General features: G+C 31.1%; 16 protein-coding genes. 6 read left to right on the forward strand and 10 right to left on the reverse strand.

The genetic code is table 11. From position 1 onward, the window contains the following. Positions 1 to 60: 60 nt before the first annotated feature. The 8 genes from ACVC08_RS10500 to mutY all read right to left on the reverse strand — a co-directional run bounded on the left by ACVC08_RS10500 (position 61) and on the right by mutY (position 9,625). Positions 61 to 813, reverse strand: a complete 753-nt coding sequence (locus ACVC08_RS10500; protein ID WP_452601996.1) for a DUF4844 domain-containing protein — start codon at positions 811 to 813, stop codon at positions 61 to 63. A 288-nt stretch (positions 814 to 1,101) separates the two neighbouring features. Next, positions 1,102 to 1,938 carry a hypothetical protein gene (locus tag ACVC08_RS10505; protein WP_452601997.1) on the reverse strand — a complete coding sequence of 279 codons (837 nt, stop codon included), beginning with the start codon at positions 1,936 to 1,938 and terminating at the stop codon, positions 1,102 to 1,104. A gap of 241 nt (positions 1,939 to 2,179) precedes the next feature. Next, positions 2,180 to 3,361, reverse strand: coding sequence for an MvaI/BcnI family restriction endonuclease (locus tag ACVC08_RS10510; RefSeq protein ID WP_452601998.1), 1,182 nt, complete (start codon positions 3,359 to 3,361; stop codon positions 2,180 to 2,182). Continuing rightward, entirely contained in the window at positions 3,358 to 5,565 is a 2,208-nt protein-coding gene (dcm, locus tag ACVC08_RS10515; protein ID WP_452601999.1) for a DNA (cytosine-5-)-methyltransferase, read from the reverse strand. Before dcm ends, ACVC08_RS10510 begins: the two co-directional genes overlap by 4 nt. A gap of 469 nt (positions 5,566 to 6,034) precedes the next feature. Beyond that, positions 6,035 to 6,652, reverse strand: a complete 618-nt coding sequence (gene gldD, locus ACVC08_RS10520; protein WP_452602000.1) for a gliding motility lipoprotein GldD — start codon at positions 6,650 to 6,652, stop codon at positions 6,035 to 6,037. A gap of 71 nt (positions 6,653 to 6,723) precedes the next feature. Next, a complete protein-coding gene (locus ACVC08_RS10525) occupies positions 6,724 to 8,028 on the reverse strand; it encodes a gliding motility-associated protein GldE (protein WP_452602001.1) in 1,305 nt (434 codons plus the stop codon). 27 nt (positions 8,029 to 8,055) lie between these two features. Further along, positions 8,056 to 8,493 (reverse strand): single-stranded DNA-binding protein, encoded by a 438-nt coding sequence (locus ACVC08_RS10530; protein WP_452597889.1) that lies wholly within the window; start codon positions 8,491 to 8,493, stop codon positions 8,056 to 8,058. Between the two features lie 97 nt (positions 8,494 to 8,590). Then, positions 8,591 to 9,625, reverse strand: coding sequence for an A/G-specific adenine glycosylase (gene mutY, locus ACVC08_RS10535; protein WP_452602002.1), 1,035 nt, complete (start codon positions 9,623 to 9,625; stop codon positions 8,591 to 8,593). Positions 9,626 to 9,764: 139 nt separating this feature from the next. Here mutY and ACVC08_RS10540 point away from each other — a divergent pair, with 139 nt between their 5' ends. Beyond that, complete coding sequence (locus ACVC08_RS10540) at positions 9,765 to 10,055, forward strand: HU family DNA-binding protein (protein ID WP_452599393.1); 291 nt, start codon at positions 9,765 to 9,767, stop codon at positions 10,053 to 10,055. A 401-nt stretch (positions 10,056 to 10,456) separates the two neighbouring features. Beyond that, a complete protein-coding gene (locus tag ACVC08_RS10545) occupies positions 10,457 to 12,001 on the forward strand; it encodes an Rne/Rng family ribonuclease (protein ID WP_452599392.1) in 1,545 nt (514 codons plus the stop codon). 67 nt (positions 12,002 to 12,068) lie between these two features. On the opposite strand, the gene ACVC08_RS10550 is transcribed toward ACVC08_RS10545, so the two are convergent. Together ACVC08_RS10550 and ACVC08_RS10555 are read right to left on the reverse strand one after the other, a co-directional pair. Next, positions 12,069 to 12,638 carry a hypothetical protein gene (locus ACVC08_RS10550; RefSeq protein WP_452602003.1) on the reverse strand — a complete coding sequence of 190 codons (570 nt, stop codon included), beginning with the start codon at positions 12,636 to 12,638 and terminating at the stop codon, positions 12,069 to 12,071. Between the two features lie 87 nt (positions 12,639 to 12,725). Next, positions 12,726 to 16,163, reverse strand: a complete 3,438-nt coding sequence (locus ACVC08_RS10555) for a hypothetical protein (RefSeq protein WP_452602004.1) — start codon at positions 16,161 to 16,163, stop codon at positions 12,726 to 12,728. A 210-nt stretch (positions 16,164 to 16,373) separates the two neighbouring features. Here ACVC08_RS10555 and ACVC08_RS10560 point away from each other — a divergent pair, with 210 nt between their 5' ends. The 4 genes from ACVC08_RS10560 to ACVC08_RS10575 all read left to right on the forward strand — a co-directional run. Further along, positions 16,374 to 17,135 carry an exodeoxyribonuclease III gene (locus tag ACVC08_RS10560; protein ID WP_452602005.1) on the forward strand — a complete coding sequence of 254 codons (762 nt, stop codon included), beginning with the start codon at positions 16,374 to 16,376 and terminating at the stop codon, positions 17,133 to 17,135. 25 nt (positions 17,136 to 17,160) lie between these two features. Beyond that, positions 17,161 to 18,117, forward strand: coding sequence for an OmpA family protein (locus ACVC08_RS10565; RefSeq protein ID WP_452599388.1), 957 nt, complete (start codon positions 17,161 to 17,163; stop codon positions 18,115 to 18,117). Positions 18,118 to 18,153: 36 nt separating this feature from the next. Next, entirely contained in the window at positions 18,154 to 19,191 is a 1,038-nt protein-coding gene (locus ACVC08_RS10570) for an aldo/keto reductase (RefSeq protein ID WP_452602006.1), read from the forward strand. Between the two features lie 188 nt (positions 19,192 to 19,379). Further along, the coding region (locus ACVC08_RS10575) for a choice-of-anchor J domain-containing protein (RefSeq protein ID WP_452602007.1) at positions 19,380 to 19,706 on the forward strand (327 nt) is incomplete at its 3' end.

Here is a 19,706-nt window from a genome sequence, read left to right on the forward strand (position 1 = left end):
TTCGTAAGCTGGCTAGAACTAGCTATAAATTATATACGGTGTCGGCAATAGTTTTTATTTTTAATCTCCTTTTCCGACTGGAACTATGACAAAAGCAAAATCAATTTCATTCGGCACGCCATAATCAGTCAAATATTTTCCTCCAAGTCCACTAACTTGCGATTTTTTGTCCTCAACTTCAAGCCCATATGTTTCTCCGAACATGAACTTAACTCCATTATCTAATTTAAGAGTATCTGTATCTAAAACGTTGAATACTTTAAATTCCCTTGGTTTAATAATTAAGTCTTTTATAATTCCAATATTTTCCGTGGTTTTGTTGTAAAGAAAAACCTTATATTTTTTTCCTGTTTTATTGCACTTCGCTGGTATTATTGAAATTTCAGTTCCTTTTTCGATAAAGGCGTTTCCGTGCGAATCAGTCCACTTTTTTTCTTTTGGCTTTTCCATTGGGTCAAAACCGTACATAAATTTATTGAGTTGACCATTCGAATTTTCCAGTCCAACAATATCCATTAATTCCTCAAAATACAGACAAACTCTCTCTCTATCCTCTCTATCTAATTCCAGATAAATATCCGCAAACCTCGAAAGTCCAATTCCGATTTTTTCTTGATACTTTTTATCAGTCGGTTTTTCAGATTCTGCAACATTCTTAAAATCAATCGCAACTTTGTTTATTTTTTCCGTGAAAATTGGTCGCATTTTTTCGTCTGCAATTCCAGAATAGAAACTCGGATATGGTTGTTCAACAAACTTTTTCTTTGCAATGAATTCCGAAAATTTTTCATTCGCATTTTCTGGTGTTTTCATTTCAGTTGCATTTTGTCCGCAAGCAGATAATGTCAATAGGGTTAATAAAATTTGAATGTATTTCGTCATTTCTCAAATTATTGCCAACGGCTCCGTATATGAAAAGTAGCGCTGAAAATAAGCAATAACTTTTCGGATGAAACACAAGCCGAATTTTTAAATTTTACTATTTATCTTTTTACTTGGAAATCGTCAAATTTAAAAATTTGGCGACTTTCCAAAAATGCCCGAACCTTTGTGTTAGCAATGGCTCGCGCTATTTTTTATATACAATGTTACCTACAGTATTTATCTCCCGATATTCACTTCAGCTTTGATTTTTAGACTAATATTATTTTCGTCGATAGTTAAAGTCCAAAATTCCAAATCTTCAAATCCAGCCTTTGTCAATGGACTTGAAACTTCCCGTACAATTTCAGGTAAATTCATATTATATCTATCAATTATATAAATTTCGTCATCTAACTTAATTGTTAGTGAAATCACAGAGTCAAAGTCAAAGTTTTTAGGTAAACTTATTTCTGCGCTGGATTTGCTTAAGATTGAAACATTAGGTTTTTGTAAATCATTAGTGTTCAATAAAAAATCCAATTCTAATTCTGAAATATTTTTTTCTGTTCCGTTTTCAATAATTTTTAGAATTAGAGGTCTGTATTTAGCTCTTATTTTTGTTAGTGTTAGATGAATATCATTTTGCAAATTAACTCCTTGATGTTGAAGGATAGAATCAAGTTCTATTTTAAAATTTGACTCGACCAAAATATTTTTTTCTGACTTTTTGTCTTTAGCTAAATTGATAAAATTCTGTACTTGTTTATTTGAGTAATTTCTCGTGTATTTATCTGAAATATAAACATAGGTTTCGCCTTTTATTAATTCAATAACTTCATTTAAAAAGTTGTCAAATTCTAGAACATCCTCTTTATTTTCAAAATCAAGTTCATATTCCTTGAATAAAATTTCTTTGTTTTCGTTTATTGCACTTTCAATTCCATTAAATCCTTGTTCTAAAAGTGTTTTGCATTGTATTAATTCAAAAAATTCTTCCACTTTTTCCTCACTTGATTGAGCGAAAACAGAATTCGTAATTCCGATTAGTATGATGAATAGCAATGTTTTTTTCATATTGTAGGTAACGGTCTAGTGTATGAAACCTAGCGTATAAAACGACACTAACTTTTCGGATTAACACAGAGCCGAATTTTTAATTTTTATGTTTATTTTTTTCTAAATATAACCAAATTAAAAATTTGGCGGACTTAGTAAAGAAGCACAAACCTTTGGTAAAGCCTTTACTAGCTATGTTTTATACACATTGTTACCTGGCTGGCGTTTTTCCGCAAACTTGCTAGCGTTGGCAATTCCATTATGCTGTCAAGTCATAGTTTGCACTTGGCGGAAATAATAAGTCCAAACAATTCGAATTAAGCTTAAAATTACAACCTTTATCAATAACTTTACCATCAGGCATTCTTTTAATAGGGTAATCCATTGTTATTGCTCCAGTCTCAACGAGGATTTCAAATTTATCCACCATAGGATTTTTAGTATGTTCAACCTCTTTAAAATGGAAATATTCATTATTGTTTTCAATTTTACTTTCCGCTTTTATCCAAAAAGTTTCTTTATGTTTTTTCAATAATGCTTTACGAAGTGTTTCAAGTTCCCATACCAGAAAATCTCCTATCTCTGGTCTATCAGAGTTTTCCAATAACCAGTCCTTATTATATTCTATTCTCAACATAAGACCTTGGGCATTTCTTCCAGTTCCTCTCATAGTATTATAGAGACGAAAAATTCCGCTTTCCCAATACCCAAAAGTATCCAATATTTCAACTCTTGATTTAAATTTACTTAAATTCCAATTTGGGGTTTTACCAAATAAACCTTTCCTGTTATTTCTTTTATCTCTAAAAGATTTTAATTCAATTCCTTTATAGTCAGGCGCTTTGGACGAATTCATTTCAATACCAAGTAATGATTCTATAGTTCTTCCAATTCCCGTATCAGAATTTACTTCGGACTTCACAAACCCTTTCTTTGATATGATTTTAAGTTTGTTCAGCAACTCAATCGAAATTTCGCTTTCTTCGAAATTTATAGAAGAAATCAATTCTTGGAATGGATTAATTATGGGTGAATTTATTAATTCAGTCACATTCAATTTTGTCAAGTTAAAAACTTGAAAACTATCATTATAATATGTGATTGCAATAATATCGTTTGGGTCGGAAACTTTTGTTAAACCATAAAACCAAATTCTTGGGTCTCCATTTTTAGTTGAAGGACGATATAGAGATGCTTTTGATTTTACAGTCTTAAAACCAGTATGAATAATTGCTGGAATCATTACTTTGCTCTCTGTACCTTGATTCTGCAATTCATAATCGTGAATGTTCTCACTTTTCAAATAACTACGAACAGAACCAGTCGCATCCATAATGGATTTTTTCAATCCGGTTTCGGTTGGCTCAATTAAAGTAAGAGAAACTTGGTTTTTGGTCAGTAATTTTATTTTTTCTTGTTCTTCGTCTGTAAGTTTTCTCACTTGATATGTTTTAAAATTTCACTTGCGACTGCTCTTGCTAATAAAGGTGGAACAGCGTTACCAACTAAAGTGTATTGTGGCACTTCCGTTTTTCTATTATTTCCTCCTGTTGAACGTTTCCCTTGAAATACAAAAGAGTCGTCAAAAGACTGTAAACGTGCCATTTCTCTAACTGTTAAAGACCTTGGCGAATTGTAATGAATATAATCATCTGCGATGGTCATTATTGTAGAACTTTGTTCATCTGGTTTTAAAACATTATAATTTCGCTTGTTTGTCGAAAGACCTAATTTTTCTAATTCTGGTTGCGCTTTTTTATAATCTCCATTTTTTAAAATAACTCCAAGTCTTTCAACAACAGTTTCGTTTTGATTACTTGTTTTGTGATTATTGAGTATGTCGAAATACTTTTCTCCATTTTCAAGTGCTTCTGTATTCCTTACGTAAAAAGGCTTTGTTTGAGGTTTGAAACGTTCAATTAATCTACCTTTTCTTGACCATTCTGCAAAAGATTTTCCACCTTTAGAAATTGGCTTACCATCAATTTTTCTTTTCTTTAAAAGTTTAGCCATTTTCTTTGCGGTTCCATTGTATTGAGTTGAAATATCAACTAATTCGTATCGGTGAGCTTCTTGATTGTTACCAATAAAATCTAAATCATACAAAGCTTCAAAAATGGTAACCTTTTCTTCTTCAGAAACGGTTGCAGGAATTTCAGAAATATATTTTTGGTCTTTACGACAACCAATGAAAAGCACTCTTTCTCTATTTTGTGGAACACCATAATTTGAGGCGTTAGCTACAAAAGGTTTTTCTATTTTATAAAGTCTAATACTTTCAAGAATAGTTTCTAATTCCTTTTTCTGTGATTTGTTGCAATGCGATTTTAATATCTCTATTGACTCATCAAAAGAAGTTGTATAGATTTTTAACGCAGTAATGATATCATCACAATCTTTTTTATAAGTATTTGGAACTTTTAAAATTTTGAAAGCATTTTCAATTTTCGATATAACATTTTCTGAACTGATTTCTGTTAGGAAATCAGTAAAAGCATTTTCAAAATTATCACTATCAATATTGCAAAAGTCTTTTTCTTTTATAATGTCACGTTTCAGTTTTCCCCATTCTTTCGCTCGCGCTAAAAGGTTAAAGCCGTGGCGAATAGTATTTATGTTCTCGTCCGTTTTACTGGTTTTGTAATCTGCAATTTTTGGTGTTAGTTTTCTAAATCTACTTTCTACAAAATTGATAAAATCAGCTTTTCCGCTTTCTTTATCTTTTTCGAGTAACTTTTCAAGTTCAACACGTTTTATAATGCTGTCAAATAGAAAAGAATTTGATTCATCTCGCACCTTTTTTATAAATGATGTAAGTGAAGGAATCTCTTTGATGTCAACAATAGAGTTTATCTCTTTTATTATAAGTTCTTTAATCTTACCGCTTTCTTTTGTTAAAATGCCTTTTACATTTTCCATTATGAAGTATTTCGGCTGTAAAACCTTAATGACTTCTAAATAATGAGAAAATAAGTCGTCTTTTTTGTCGAATTTCTTTCTTTTTCCTGCAAGGCTAAAACTTTGACAAGGTGGACCACCACAAACAACGTCTATTTTTCGACCATCTATTTTTTCCAATAAATTGTCTAAAAAGTCTGGTTCAGTAATATCTTGTTTGAGAAATTTGGCATCTAAACCCAATTGATGATTGTAACGAACAACGTGAGTGAGTTCGCAGTTTTCGTTTATATCGTTAGCTACTACAAAATCAAAGAATTTGTTATTATGTTCAGCTTGTAAAAATCCCTCACTAAAACCACCAGCTCCTGCAAATAAATCAACAAAAGTGAATGGTTTTCCGTAAAGCGAAACCTGTTCTTTTACGATATTTACATTGCTATTTTCTTTATAATTTTCTATGTGTTCATTTAAGACACTTTTAACTTCGTCTTGAATAAAAGTCTTTTTGTTGGAATGGTGCAGAAGTTCGTCAGCTCGTTCTTTTAAAAAATCCAAATAATGATTGATTTCGTGTGATTCTACAGATAATCCAATTGCTTTTTGTTTTGATTTATCGAAGTTTTTCGGTTTTATTTTTTGTCCAGTTGAAATTTTAACTTGACTTCCGTTGCAGTTGATTCGTAGATGAATTGGTGCGAACCCTTTTTTGTCAGCCTTGTCTAAATAAAAATTAATTGTTGCCATAATTATTCACGGACGTTTTTACGTACACGGACAAATTTACGGACATATTTTATAATTCCTAATTTAATTTTGTTTTTTATTCAGATTAAGCGTTGGGAAAAGACAAGCTCTTTTTATTTTGTGAGGCACGAGCAAAATGAAATGTGCTTGACTGTGCGGCTGGGTTCGCTTGCAGGTAACTAGTGCATACACGCAAGTTATAATAATTATAGAAATTATAAGGCATAAGCGCTTATAATTTGTAACTAATGAGGGATTTAAACAAAAATGTATATACGCATGTTTTAAAAGAAATAATAGCAATTATTATAACTCTTATATAATATATCGTTTATGCATTATTAGTGCCTTTAGAGGTGATATATAGTTAACTTGCAATTACAGATTAACAGATTATAAAGACATAAAAACTACTTATATACACCTAAAAGGGAACATTTAATTTTAATCTTTTAATAACCTGTATTGCTTAGTTAGAAGTAGATAAATTCTTCCACTTTATAGACTCCATAATCTGCTTTATATCCTTCTGTAAATAATCTGCAGCTGGCAAAATAGAATCGTAATTTGGTTTTGCATAGAAGTATAAAGAACCTACCAAAAAATGATTAATACTATCGGTAACATAAAATTGCGATTGCGAAGCTGCGTTACCGCCTACTTCGTAAAACATACCAAACACTTTTCGTTCGGTATTTTCATAGGGCTGCTCTACTATTTCATCTGCTTTTTGTGTGTGCTCTTGCGTAAAGTTTTGAGCGTCTCTTAAAAACGTTCTTAAATGCTCTGGATTATTTTCTACAGCTTTATAGGTTAAATATATAGAGCCTTTTAATTTAGGGTATTCTACGGTTACACCGTAACTTGTAGTTGCTGCTTTTAATGTTTTTGTTCTTAAATTTTCTCCAAGGGTATTACGATCGAAAGTAAATGGCATTTTAGCAATATCCTCTGTTTTGTATTTTGCCTCAGGATATTCTAATCTTAAATATGCATTAGGTTTAGGTGTTGTCTCTTCATTACAGCTACTAAACAGTAACAACATTGCAATTAAACCTATAGATATAACACTACTTTTTTTAATCATAAAATATATTCTGTATTTGTAAAAATTTTAAACCTGTTTTTAATTTTCTATGCAAATTATAATTTACACAATTAAGGCAAAGTTATCTTTAGTCGTTTTATTCTTCTTTTATCTAAAGCTTCTATTGTAAAAACATAGTTTTCAAAATTTACTTTGCTATTAGCCTTAGGGAAACTTCCAGATATTTCTAAAACAAATCCAGCTAATGTCTCTGCTTCTCCTTTATTGTCTTCAAAAACACTATCTTCTTCTAACTCAATAACTCTATAAAAATCTTTTAATGTTGTTTTTCCTTCAAAAACATAATTTTTATTATCTAATTTAGAATAAACAACATCTTCATCATCGAACTCATCACTTATATCTCCAACAATTTCTTCTATAACGTCTTCTAAAGACACTATTCCAGATGTTCCTCCATATTCATCTACTACTACTGCCAAGTGTACTTTTTTCTCCTGAAACTCAGCCATTAAATCATCTAGCTTTTTATTTTCTGGAACAAAAAATGGCGCACGTAACAGTGTTGTCCAATCCATATTTTTCTTATCTATATGTGGCAATACGTCTTTAACGTACAAAATACCTTTTATAGTATCTATATTATCTTGGTATACTGGTATTCTAGAATAGCCCTTGGTTGTTATCTCTTTTATTATTTCGGAATATTTTTGTTCTATGTTTAATGCAAAAATATCTAGGCGAGGTCGCATAACTTGCTTGGTATCTGTATTACCAAAAGACACGATACTTTTTAAAATTTTTTGTTCTTCTTGTGTTGTATCTTCTTCACTTGTTAGCTCTAAAGCTTGAGAGAGTTGATCTACGCTTAAATTAGATTTTTGCTTTCCTAGTTTATTATGAATACCTAACGTTATTTTGCGCATAGGTAGACTTATTGGCGAAAAAACAACATCTAAAATCTTTAATGGATATGCCATTAGCATAGCAAACTTTATATTATTTCTACTAGCATATATTTTTGGTAAGATTTCTCCAAAAAGTAATATTAAAAAAGTAACAACTACAACTTCTAAGGTAAACTTTACCCATGCTGTAGTAATCTTCTCGAAAATAATATTTCCTATATAGGCAAAGAGAATAACAATGCCAACATTTATAAAATTATTAGCTACTAAAATGGTTGCCAATAATTTTTTAGGTCGCTCTAGTAGTTTAGATATAATTTCAATTTTTTTAGACCCTTCTAATGTCTCATCTTCTAAATCGGTTCGTGTTAAAGAGAATAAAGCAACTTCTGCTCCAGATATTAATGCAGAACAAATAAGCAGCACTATAAGTAATGCAAAACATGAAACTACAGACACATCTATAGATAAAATTAATAGTGTTAAGCTGGCGGGTTCAGGATCCAAGGAATTCTATTTTAATTATTAATTATATTAAAAGGGTAAATCATCATTTTCTGTAGAAGCATTTGCATTATCTACTTTAGGTGTCTCTGTTTTTTGCTCTGGAGTAACGGGCATTGCTCCACTCTCTTTTTTAGTAGTTAAAAACGTAAAATCTGTTGCTTGGATTTCTGTAGAATAACGATCGTTACCTGAATCGTCTTGCCATTTTCTTGTTTTTAAACGTCCTTCTATATAAACTTTATCGCCTTTGCTTAAATACTTTTCACAAATTTCGGCAGCTTTATTTCTTAATACTATATTATGCCATTCTGTATTAGTAATACGTTCATTAGTTTGTTTGTTTGTATATGTTTCATTTGTTGCTAGAGGGAAACGACCTACACAACCTCCTCCTTCAAAATAATGCATTTTTACTTCATCTCCTAAATGCCCAATAAGCATTACTTTATTTAATGTTCCTGACATAAATTATTCGTTTTTGTTTAAGCTTTGCAAAGCTATACTTTTGCAATTCATAATTTTAAATTTAATAAAAAAAAAGTATTGTTTAACCATACTCCTTTTAAAAATTAAAGCTTTCAATAAAATCGCCTATTAAAATAGGGACAGGATACTCTCTAATATCCTTATATAAAACGCCTTCTTTAACATCTTCATTTACAGAAACTATCCAGAATTTAGTATATAAATGTTGATGAGATAATTTATGTACTATATCTTGCTCATTATATAAAGACACCTCATAGCTTTTATTACTTAAAACCTCTAAATCTTTTAGTTTTGGGGTTATATCTGCACATGATACAGCTGTTTCTATTAGAGGAAACTGGTATAAGTTTTGCCAGATACCTTTTCCTTCTCTTTGCTCTACTACTGTTTTTTTATTTTTAGAAATGATTACTATAAAGTTAAAATACTTCTTTTTTACTTTTACTGTTTTTAGCTTAACAGGTAAAACACCTATTTTATTTTCTCTAAACGCAACACACCCTTTATTTATTGGGCATACAGTACAATCTGGATTTTTAGGCTTACACTGTCTTGCACCAAACTCCATAATAGCCTGGTTAAACACTGCAGGGTTTTCTTTATCTATTAAATCTTGAGCTATAGCTTTAAACTCTTTAAAACCTTTTCCTGTATTAATGGGTGTTTCTATACCATAATAACGAGACAAACCTCTGTACACATTACCATCTACAACTGCTGTAGCTTCATTAAAACAAATGGATGCAATTGCACTCGCCGTATAATCACCTACTCCTTTTAATTTTATAATCTCACTATAAGTATTAGGAAACACACCTCCTAACTCAAAAACAATATATTTTGCTGAGGCATGTAAATTTCTAGCTCTAGAGTAATAACCTAGACCTTGCCATAATTTTAAAACAACACTTTCATCTGCGTTAGCTAAATCGTAAATTGTTGGAAATTTAGCGGTAAATGCGTTGTAATATGGCAGTCCTTGTTTAACTTGAGTTTGTTGTAAAATGATTTCTGAAAGCCAAATATAATAAGGGTTTTGCGTATTTCGCCAAGGCAAATCTCGCTTATTAACTGAATACCAGCTTGTTAAAGTTTTAGATAAATTCATTTTTAAAAAAAATACGAATAACAAAAGTAATCGTTTATTGTATTAAATTTTAATGAATTAGGTTTGAAATATTGAATATTAAATTCCTATATTTGCCCACCCTTAAAATTAATAGTAACACAAATAAAAGGTAAAGAGAATGACTAAAGCTGATTTAGTGTCAAAAATTTCTGAGAAATTAGGAATTGAAAAAGGAGATGTGCAAGCAACGGTTGAAACGTTCATGGAAGAAGTAAAAACATCTTTAGAGAGCGGAGACAATGTATATCTAAGAGGTTTTGGTAGTTTTATAATTAAAACTAGAGCCGAAAAGACTGGTAGAAATATTTCTAAAAACACAACAATTAAGATCCCAGCACACAATATCCCTGCATTTAAACCTGCAAAAGTATTTGTAGAAGGTGTAAAAACCAATGTAGACGTAAAGTAAAAAGTATTAAAACGAATTATTAATTTAAAAACCGACATCTTATGCCAAGTGGTAAAAAAAGAAAGAGACACAAGGTTGCAACGCATAAGCGTAAAAAGAGAAGACGCGCTAATCGTCACAAAAAGAAAAAATAATTCAAAAAAGTAGTTTTTTAAACTACTTTTTTGGTTTGTTAAAAACAATGTTCTTTGAAATTGAGTTTAATGTATTAATACGTAAAACCTTGCGTATTTGTTAAGCTCACCGGATTTAGAAAATCCTGTGAAATACCTTAGTAAAAAGTTAATCTTAAACTACCAAGGTTAATTAAGGTATTCTATCTGGTAATTGCGATGCAATTAGTAGATAAAAAATAATGTATAATCCATCTGTACTTAATTGTATGGATAAAAATTAACGAAATGGATAGAGAATTAATTATTCGATCTAGTTCACAAGCTGTTGATTTTGCCTTATTAAAAGATGGAAAACTTATTGAATTGCATAAGGATGAAGATAGTAACAACTTTTCTGTTGGTGATGTGTTTATTGCCAAAATTAGAAAAGCGGTTCCTGGCCTAAATGCTGCATTTGTTAATGTAGGTTACGAGAAGGATGCATTTTTGCATTATCACGATTTAGGACCAAAAATATCGACTCTTTTAAAATTCACAAAACGTGTAAGCACAGGTAAATTAAATGACTTTTCTTTAAAAGACTACCCATTTGAAAAAGATATTGATAAAGATGGCAAAATTGCCGATATCTTAAAATCAAATCAATCAATGTTAGTACAAATTGTAAAGGAACCTATTTCTACCAAAGGCCCTAGAATAAGCTCTGAGCTTTCTATAGCTGGTAGATATATTGTATTAGTTCCTTTTTCAGACCGTATTTCTGTTTCACAAAAAATAGAAGATAGAGCTGAAAAAGACAGACTAAAGCTTTTAGTAAAAAGCATTACACCAAAAGGTTTCGGCGTAATTATACGAACAGTAGCCAAAGGCAAAAAAGTTGCTGAGTTAGACAAAGATTTACAAAATTTGCTAGGTCGTTGGACCGCAATGTGTAAAAAATTGCATAAAGCTCATCACCCTACAAAAGTTTTAGGTGAATTAAATAAAGCCTCTTCTATATTAAGAGATATTTTTAACGACTCGTTTACTGGTATTCACGTAAACGATGAAGAGCTTTATATTCAAATTAAAGAGTATGTGCAAAATATTGCACCAAAGAAAGAGTCAATAGTAAAACTACATCAATCTAAAATTCCGCTTTTTGAAAAATTTGGAATAGAAAGACAAATAAAAACAGCTTTTGGAAAAACTGTTTCTATGGCAAAAGGTGCCTATTTAGTAATAGAGCATACTGAAGCACTACATGTTATTGATGTAAATAGTGGGAATAGGTCTAATAAATCTAACTCGCAAGAAGATACAGCTATGGAAGTTAATTTAATTTCTGCTACAGAAGTCGCAAGACAGCTTCGCCTTAGAGATATGGGCGGTATTATAGTAGTAGATTTTATAGATTTAACTAATGCTGAAAATAGAAAAAAACTCTTTAATCATCTTCGTGAAGAAATGAAAGATGATAGAGCCAAACACAAAATATTACCTCCAAGTAAGTTTGGATTGATTCAAATTACGAGACAAAGAGTAAGACCTGAAATGAACATTAAAACCCGTGAGGAAAACCCTAATGGAGAAAATGGAAGTGAGGTTGAAGCACCAATTGTATTGGTAGAAAAAATTACTCAACAGCTCGAACAATTATTTAAAAAAGACTATAAAAAGATATCTTTAAACACGCACCCTTTTATAGCAGCCTTTTTAACAAAAGGTTTTCCATCTATACGTTCAAAATGGTTTTTTGAACACAAAAAATGGGTCAAAATTATACCTAGAGATGCTTACACATATTTAGAATATCATTTTTTTGACAAAAATGGTAACGAAATCAAATAACTTAAAAAAACGCCTAAACAATAATTGTTTAGGCGTTTTTTGCTTTATATAAGTATTCGTTACTTAATTAAAAACGATATCCTATGTAAAAATCACCTTTAACAATAGCTTCAAATTCACTACCATTTAATAGGTTTCTACCGCCTCCTAACTTAATTTCAAAAACAAAGCCTGCAGAATTAATCCATTTTTTACCTAATGCTAACCCTATAGAAATATCGAAAAAACTCTCGTCTTTTTCTCTAAAACTACCGCTATCGTCTTCAATATAATCAACCTGATAATTTTTTCCTCCAAAAAATGAAGTGAATCCTTCTACAAAAAAGCCTTTTGCTCCGTAATCTTCTTTAGTTTGAAAATACATTCTATAGAAAGGAGTTAAAGAATAATTCTCAGGGTATTCGTTATCTGAATTTAAATTTAAAAGGATAGCTGCACCAAAACCTCTATTACTGTCTTGAACATATTCGTAAACACCTTCAAAAATTGGTCCTGCTAGAAGTTTAATAGCACCTAGCCTTACTTCGTGCTTTTTGTCTGTTATAGTTATTGTTTCTGGTTCAGTTTTAGTGTCTTGAGCCGTAGCACTAAATAATGATAAAAGTGCTACAATAAACACTAATGAATATTTTTTCATAAGTTGATTTTATTTTAATTATTAAGAATTATTCTAAATAAAGATACATTAACTTGAAAAAGGTTGCGTTAAAAATTCATAAAAAAGTTAGAAATATGCTTTAAGCTGTACGTTTCCTGTATGTATGGTTTTACTAGTTTCTGTTTTTCTTCCTTGGTAATTTAAGTTAAGGTCTAAAAATTTAGTCAGCTTTTTCTGTGCTAACAAACTCCAAGTTAGGTTTTTACCAGACTGTAACCCTTCTAACATTTGGTAACCTACAGGTGAATTTGCATTGCCTGTAAATGTATTAGAAAACACATTAAACTCTCCAGATATTGCCGTTTTTTGATTTTTTGAAAAAGCAAAAGATGTACCGTATTTTTGTTGCTTTAAGGTTTCTAAGCCTCCAATGGTATTGGTTTTATTTGTGTATTGATAAAAGATATCAAAACGTGTATTATCATTTAATAAATAAGATAGCTTAGGGTTTAAACTTTGCTCGTTTATTTTAAAGTTTTTAGTAGAAAAATTTTCACTCTCACTTTTATTTTGGTCTAAATTGGCAAGCATATTTACCAACCAACTTGCTCCTAATTTATGATTAAAGTTTAATTGGTGACTTTTTAAAGCGTTTGCAATAAAACCAACAGTGAGTACATTTCTAGATTCGTTGTTTAAATATGTATAAGACGTAGTGTAATGCTGTTTCCCTCTATTAAAAAAGAGCACATTTCTAAAATTAAGCTGAAGCCCTAATTGGTTTTCTTCATCTTTTTCAAAAGGGTTTATATTAAACGTATTGCCTTCTCTTTTTATCTTCCTATCTATTAAATACGAGCTTTGGTTGTAAAAATGAGACCAAAAGCGCTTACTTTTACTATTAGAATTAATCCAATCCGATGGATTAAGGGTTAATGTTTGGCTTAGTCTGTTTTGATGTGTTTTTATAAATACTTGATTAGGTAGTAAAACACGTATATAACTTCCTTGATCTTGAAACTGTGCAATTTCAAATTCTTCAATTTCTTGTATTCCATTTCCATTATAGTCAAACCAAACATAGGCACCTTGTCCTGGCTCGACTTCTACGTATGTAAAGTCTTGTTGTGGCAAAGTTCCAGAATTAGTTTCGTATACGGTATTCCATTGTATAAAATTCTTAAAAAAACGCTGATTGTATTGTAGTCTAGAATTAAGTGACTGCTCATCTGTTTCTTCTTCAATAGCATTATCTAAAGTTCTATAGTTAACATATAACGCTAAGTTAGAACGGTCATTTTTAATTAATCTAGATTTTAAATAATATGTGTTAGAAGTGTTTACTCGTTGTAATTGGTTATTTCTTACACTATCGTTTACGCGATATTTATAACCAACTTCACCAAATATTTTGGTACTATCCCCTACTCCAAAAAACCCTTCGTACGCATTAAATTTTTGTGATAATGCTGTTAAATCTCCTGTTGTTTTTTCCTTTTGTTCATTATTTTCTGTAGCAAACCTAGCACCTACCCAGCTTTTACTTAAATTATATATTGCAGTGTTAGACGAACGTAAAAACGTAGATGTATTTAATGTAGAATTAGCTTTTAAGTAACTTGATTGCGAACGAACAACAAACTTATTAAATAACAAATTTGCCAAAACATTATGTTTATTACCGTTAAACCCTTCAGAATAATTTAAATGTTCAAATTTATAACTTGCAATACCTTTTTTAGCATGAAATAGTTTAACGCCAGAGGTTAACAATGCTTGATCTCCTAAGTTTTCAACAATTTGAGTACCACTTACTGGTGGCTCTAAATTCCAATCTCTATTAAATTCAGGATTATAAAGTCCTTCAATATTTCTAAAATCTCTATTTATATAATCGCCATCTACGAAAGTGCTCAAATTCCAAAGACTATCTTTTTTAATAAGTGCTTGTTCTGCATTAAGTTTTATGGCGTAACCATCGTTATCATCATCATTTAAATCTGAAAATAGGTTTAAATCATTTTTACTCCCAGCTATTTCAAAGTTAATAGCTGTTTTTTCAGTAGGTGTATAGCTTCCATTAACAACAGCTATTTGCAATTTGGTTGGTGCTACTAGTTGTACTATGGGCGCAAAGTTTCCCTGAGGTACGCCAGCAATTGGTGGTACATATTCGTATATGTTATTAATTGCATTTATACTACTTAAAACATAATCTCCTACATTATCTCCCACTTTGGTAAAACGCACACTAAATAAAGTATCATCAGGATTGTTAGAAAACACAAATGCTTCAACGCCATTAATAATTTCCTTTTTGTATAAAATTCTGTTTTCATTAAAGGTTTCTTCTACACTAGAATCTCCTACCATTTGTGTAGTATCGTCTCCGGCATTACTTAATATTTCAACTTGTTCCGTAGATAAGTTTTGTTGTAACGGATTGTTTTTCGCATCATTTTCAGAATATACTGTAGCTCCAATTTTTAGTTTATCACTCGTATAATTTCCTCCTCCATAAGCTACTAATCTAGAGTAATTTCTATCACTAAATTGATAATCTACAGTAATACGCATTTCGGAGGTGATAGGAAATGTTGAATTAAAAATAATCTCACCAGCATTATAATCTATTATATAATCTTCACTTTCACCTCGTTCTAAAACAATACCGTTTACATAAACTGTTTCACTACCAGAAACAATTAACACGAACAATTCTCCATTTGTTCCTTGTAATTTATACGGGCCTTGGTTACCTTCTTGTGCTGTAAATTGACTCGTGGTAAACTGCCCTCTTACTAACGCTCCTGAAGCAAATAAATTAGTACTAGCATCTTCATCACCTAAATTAGCACGTAATGACAATCCTTGTACACGTTTAGAAAAACTAGCAAAGTAAGAATTCTTGTTTTCTAAATCTATATCTCCTGCTCTAATATTCCATTTATCGCTAAATACCTCAATAAACACTTGATCGAATTCATCTAGTTTTTGAGAATAACCACTCTCTTGCAAAGGAATATTAGCATCTTGTATAGAAGCCCTAAGCGAAACTTTATCATTTAATTGCCCCGTAATTTGTAAATCGAGCTCACTATTTAATACCGAATTTTGATTATTACCAATGGTTACTCCTCTAGAAATACTACCAGAAGTCGTTAATCCATCAAAAGGAGCGAACTCTTTTTCTACATTTGGTCTGGATATTTTATATATTTTATTAAGCTTATCATTGTTTTCAACAATAACTGCTTCATCAAATTGCTGATAGGTTTTAGTAAGAAATTTAGGGTACTTTAAATAGTTTATAACAATAGAATCTGTTGCAATGGACTTCTTAAAAGAAACTATTGCTTTTGCAAAATCTACAGTGTAAAATGTAGAATCTATAACAGTTTTATCTTTACGTTCTATAGAAAAATTATTAGGGTTTATACTTACACTGTCTATAACAATACTAGAAGATACTGCAACTGTTTTACGCTTATAATTAGAATCTTGTTCTTGAGCAAAAACAGAAACACTTATAAGCAATATAAAAAGTGTAATTATAAATTTCATTTAGGACTCTTAAGTCTTTATTTTCATCCTTTTCTACTTTAATTAGGATGATAATTCTCTTTCATTAAATACAATAAAGCATGTAATATACTATGGTTAACTAAAAACTTTCAAATATATTTTGTTAATAGTTTTCGTTAAAACTGTTTTAATTTAATAGTGTAAATGTAAAGCATTATTTATTTTAGCTAAAATTACTTCAAAACTAACATGAAAATAATCTCATACAACGTAAATGGTATACGAGCTGCATTAAAAAAGGGTTTTATAGAGTGGCTAAAAGGCGCTAACCCAGATGTTATTTGTTTGCAAGAAACCAAGGCAATGAAAGAACAATTAGACTTGTCTCTTTTTGAAGCTGCTGGTTACAAATACAACTATTGGTATAGTGCACAAAAAAAAGGATATAGCGGCGTGGCTATTTTAAGTAAAATAGAGCCCAACCATGTAGAATACGGAACAGGAATAGAAACCATGGATTTTGAAGGCAGAAATATTCGTGCCGATTTTAATGGGGTCTCTATAATGAGTATGTATTTACCTTCTGGAACAAACTTAGACAGACTAACCTTTAAGTTTAATTACATGGACCAAATACTAGACTATGTAAACAATTTAAGAGAAGAAATACCCAACTTAGTTGTTTGTGGAGATTATAATATTTGTCATGAAGCTATAGACATTCACAATCCAAAAATGAAAGGCGTATCTGGTTTTTTACCAGAAGAGCGTGAATGGCTTGGAAATTTTATAAACAGTGGATTAATTGATTCTTTCAGGTATTTAAACCCAGAACGCGTAGAGTATAGCTGGTGGAGTTATCGTGCCAATGCTAGAGCCAATAACAAAGGATGGCGCTTAGATTATGCCATGGTTACAAAACCATTACAAGATAAAATAAAACGAGCAGTAATATTAACAGAAGCTAAACATAGTGATCATTGCCCTATATTACTAGAACTAGAAGATTAAACCCCAAATAGAAAAAAATATACAAATGAAAAAAATACTTGCCATAGCATTAGTTATAACTAGTTTAACCGCATGTGTATCTCCTAAAGTTTATAAAGAATTAGAAGATAAATATGTAGATTTAAAAAAGGAAAATAGAAATTTACAAGACGAAAACGAAGCTTTATTACAAGCTAAAAACGAAACAGAAAACGAATTAGCCAAGCTTAAACAAGAGTATGCAAATGCGGTAGCAAAACGAGATCAATTACAAAACGATTACAATGCTACAAAATCTAAATTAGAGAACCTTAAAGCCTCTTATGATGCTTTAGAATCTAATAGTTCTTCTGCAATTGCAGCTAACACAAAAAAGAACAGAGAATTATTAGCACAATTAGAAGCAAAAGAACAAGCACTAGCAGCAGAAAATTCTAGATTAGAAGCTTTAAAGAAACAATTAGAAGACCGTTCGCAGCGCGTTGCAGAACTAGAAAGTGTTATCGCGTCTAAAGATGCTGCAATGACAGATTTAAAAAATGCAATCTCTAAAGCATTAACAGATTTTGAAGGCAAAGGCCTTACTGTAGAGCAACGCAATGGAAAAGTATACGTTTCTATGGAAAATAAATTATTATTTAATTCTGGTAGTTGGGCTGTTGGTACAGAAGGTAAAAAAGCAGTTAAGCAATTAGGAACCGTACTAGCGGAGAACCCAGAAATAGCAGTTTTAATTGAAGGGCATACCGATAATGCTCCTTTTAAAGGCTCTGGACAGCTCTCTGGAAACTGGGATTTATCTACTAAACGAGCAACAGCTATTGTTAAAATTTTACAAGAAAACGCTAAAATAAATGCCGATAATTTAACCGCAGCAGGAAGAGGAGAATTTGCCCCTATCGCCTCTAATGACACACCAGAAGGAAAAGCAAAAAACAGAAGAATTGAAGTTATTTTAACACCAAAATTAGATGAGCTTTCTAAGCTTTTAAATAAGATGTAATAGAACTAACACAAGTTAAATAATTTTACCTCAATAATGAAATATACAACACTACCAAACACAGATATAAAAGTTAGCAAAATATGCTTAGGCTCTATGACATGGGGTAACCAGAATACAGAAGCCGAAGGACATGAACAATTAGATTATGCTTTTAACAATGGTGTTAACTTTATAGACACAGCGGAGTTATATCCTGTTCCAGCAACAGCAGAAACCTCTGGGCGTACAAGTAAAATTATTGGAACTTGGTTAAAAAAAACAGGACACAGAGATAAAGTCGTAATAGCATCAAAAATAGCTGGCCCTGGAGATTACACAGCACATATTCGTACAACAGGATTTAGCCCTTCTGCAATTAATGAAGCTATAGATTTAGAATTAAAAAGACTACAAACAGACTATATAGATTTATATCAGTTGCATTGGCCAGAACGTCAAACTAACACCTTTGGTGTTAGAGACTACAACCATAACCCTAATGATGCTTGGCAAGATAATTTTAACGAAGTACTGCACACCTTAGATAATGCTATTAAAACAGGAAAAATACGTAACATAGGGCTATCTAATGAAAAAGCATGGGGTACAATGCGTTATTTAGAAGAGTCTAAATACAATAAGTTAGCTAGACCAATTACCATACAAAATGCTTATTCATTACTTAATAGAGTTTTTGAAGGAGATATGGCAGAAATTGCCATTAGGGAGAATATTGGTTTACTAGCCTATTCTCCTATGGCTTTTGGCGTATTATCTGGTAAGTATATAAATAATACAGCTAGCGACAATGCACGTTTAAAATTGTTTCCAAGATTTGCTAGATATAGTAGTGAGCAAGCCACAAAAGCTACAAAACAGTATTTACAATTAGCAGAAGACAATAATTTATCTTTAGCACAAATGGCATTAGCCTTTGTAAATCAGAGACCTTTTATTACCAGTAATATAATAGGAGCAACCTCGATAGCGCAATTAAAAGAAAACATAGATAGTATTAATATCGAGTTAACCAATAACCTTCTAGAAAAAATAAATACAATACACCAAAATAAACCTAATCCTGCACCTTAACATATCCCTATTTAACAGATAGGAGTAATAAATTTACATTAAACTAACAATTGTTAGGTATTTTAATTAATTACACGTCCTTTTGTCGTTAAAAAATGTATTTAATCTATAATTAAAACATTTAACTGTTTAGCCATGGGTTTTTTTTTAGTTTTAGAACATTAAAAACCAAAATAAACCTTAATATAATGAAAAAGATTACCTTACTGTTAATTTTACTTTCATTTAGCTTTTCGCTTAGCGCGCAAACTTACTTGCAAGAAAATTTTGATACAGAAATCCCTGCTTCTTGGACCATTACAGATGAAGGGGCAGCCACAGGAGACTCTTGGGCCTCTGGACAACAAGGCGGTTTTAACGACCTTGATGGTACGGCTGGAGCTTTTGTTGATAGTGATGCCAATGGAAATGGTACACAATTAATAGAAACGCTAACCTCACCAGTTTTTGATACCACTGGAGCCGTTGGTCTATTCCTAGACTTCGATCAGTTTTACAGATCTGGAGGGTCAGAT

This window comes from Pontimicrobium sp. MEBiC06410 (assembly GCF_053601615.1).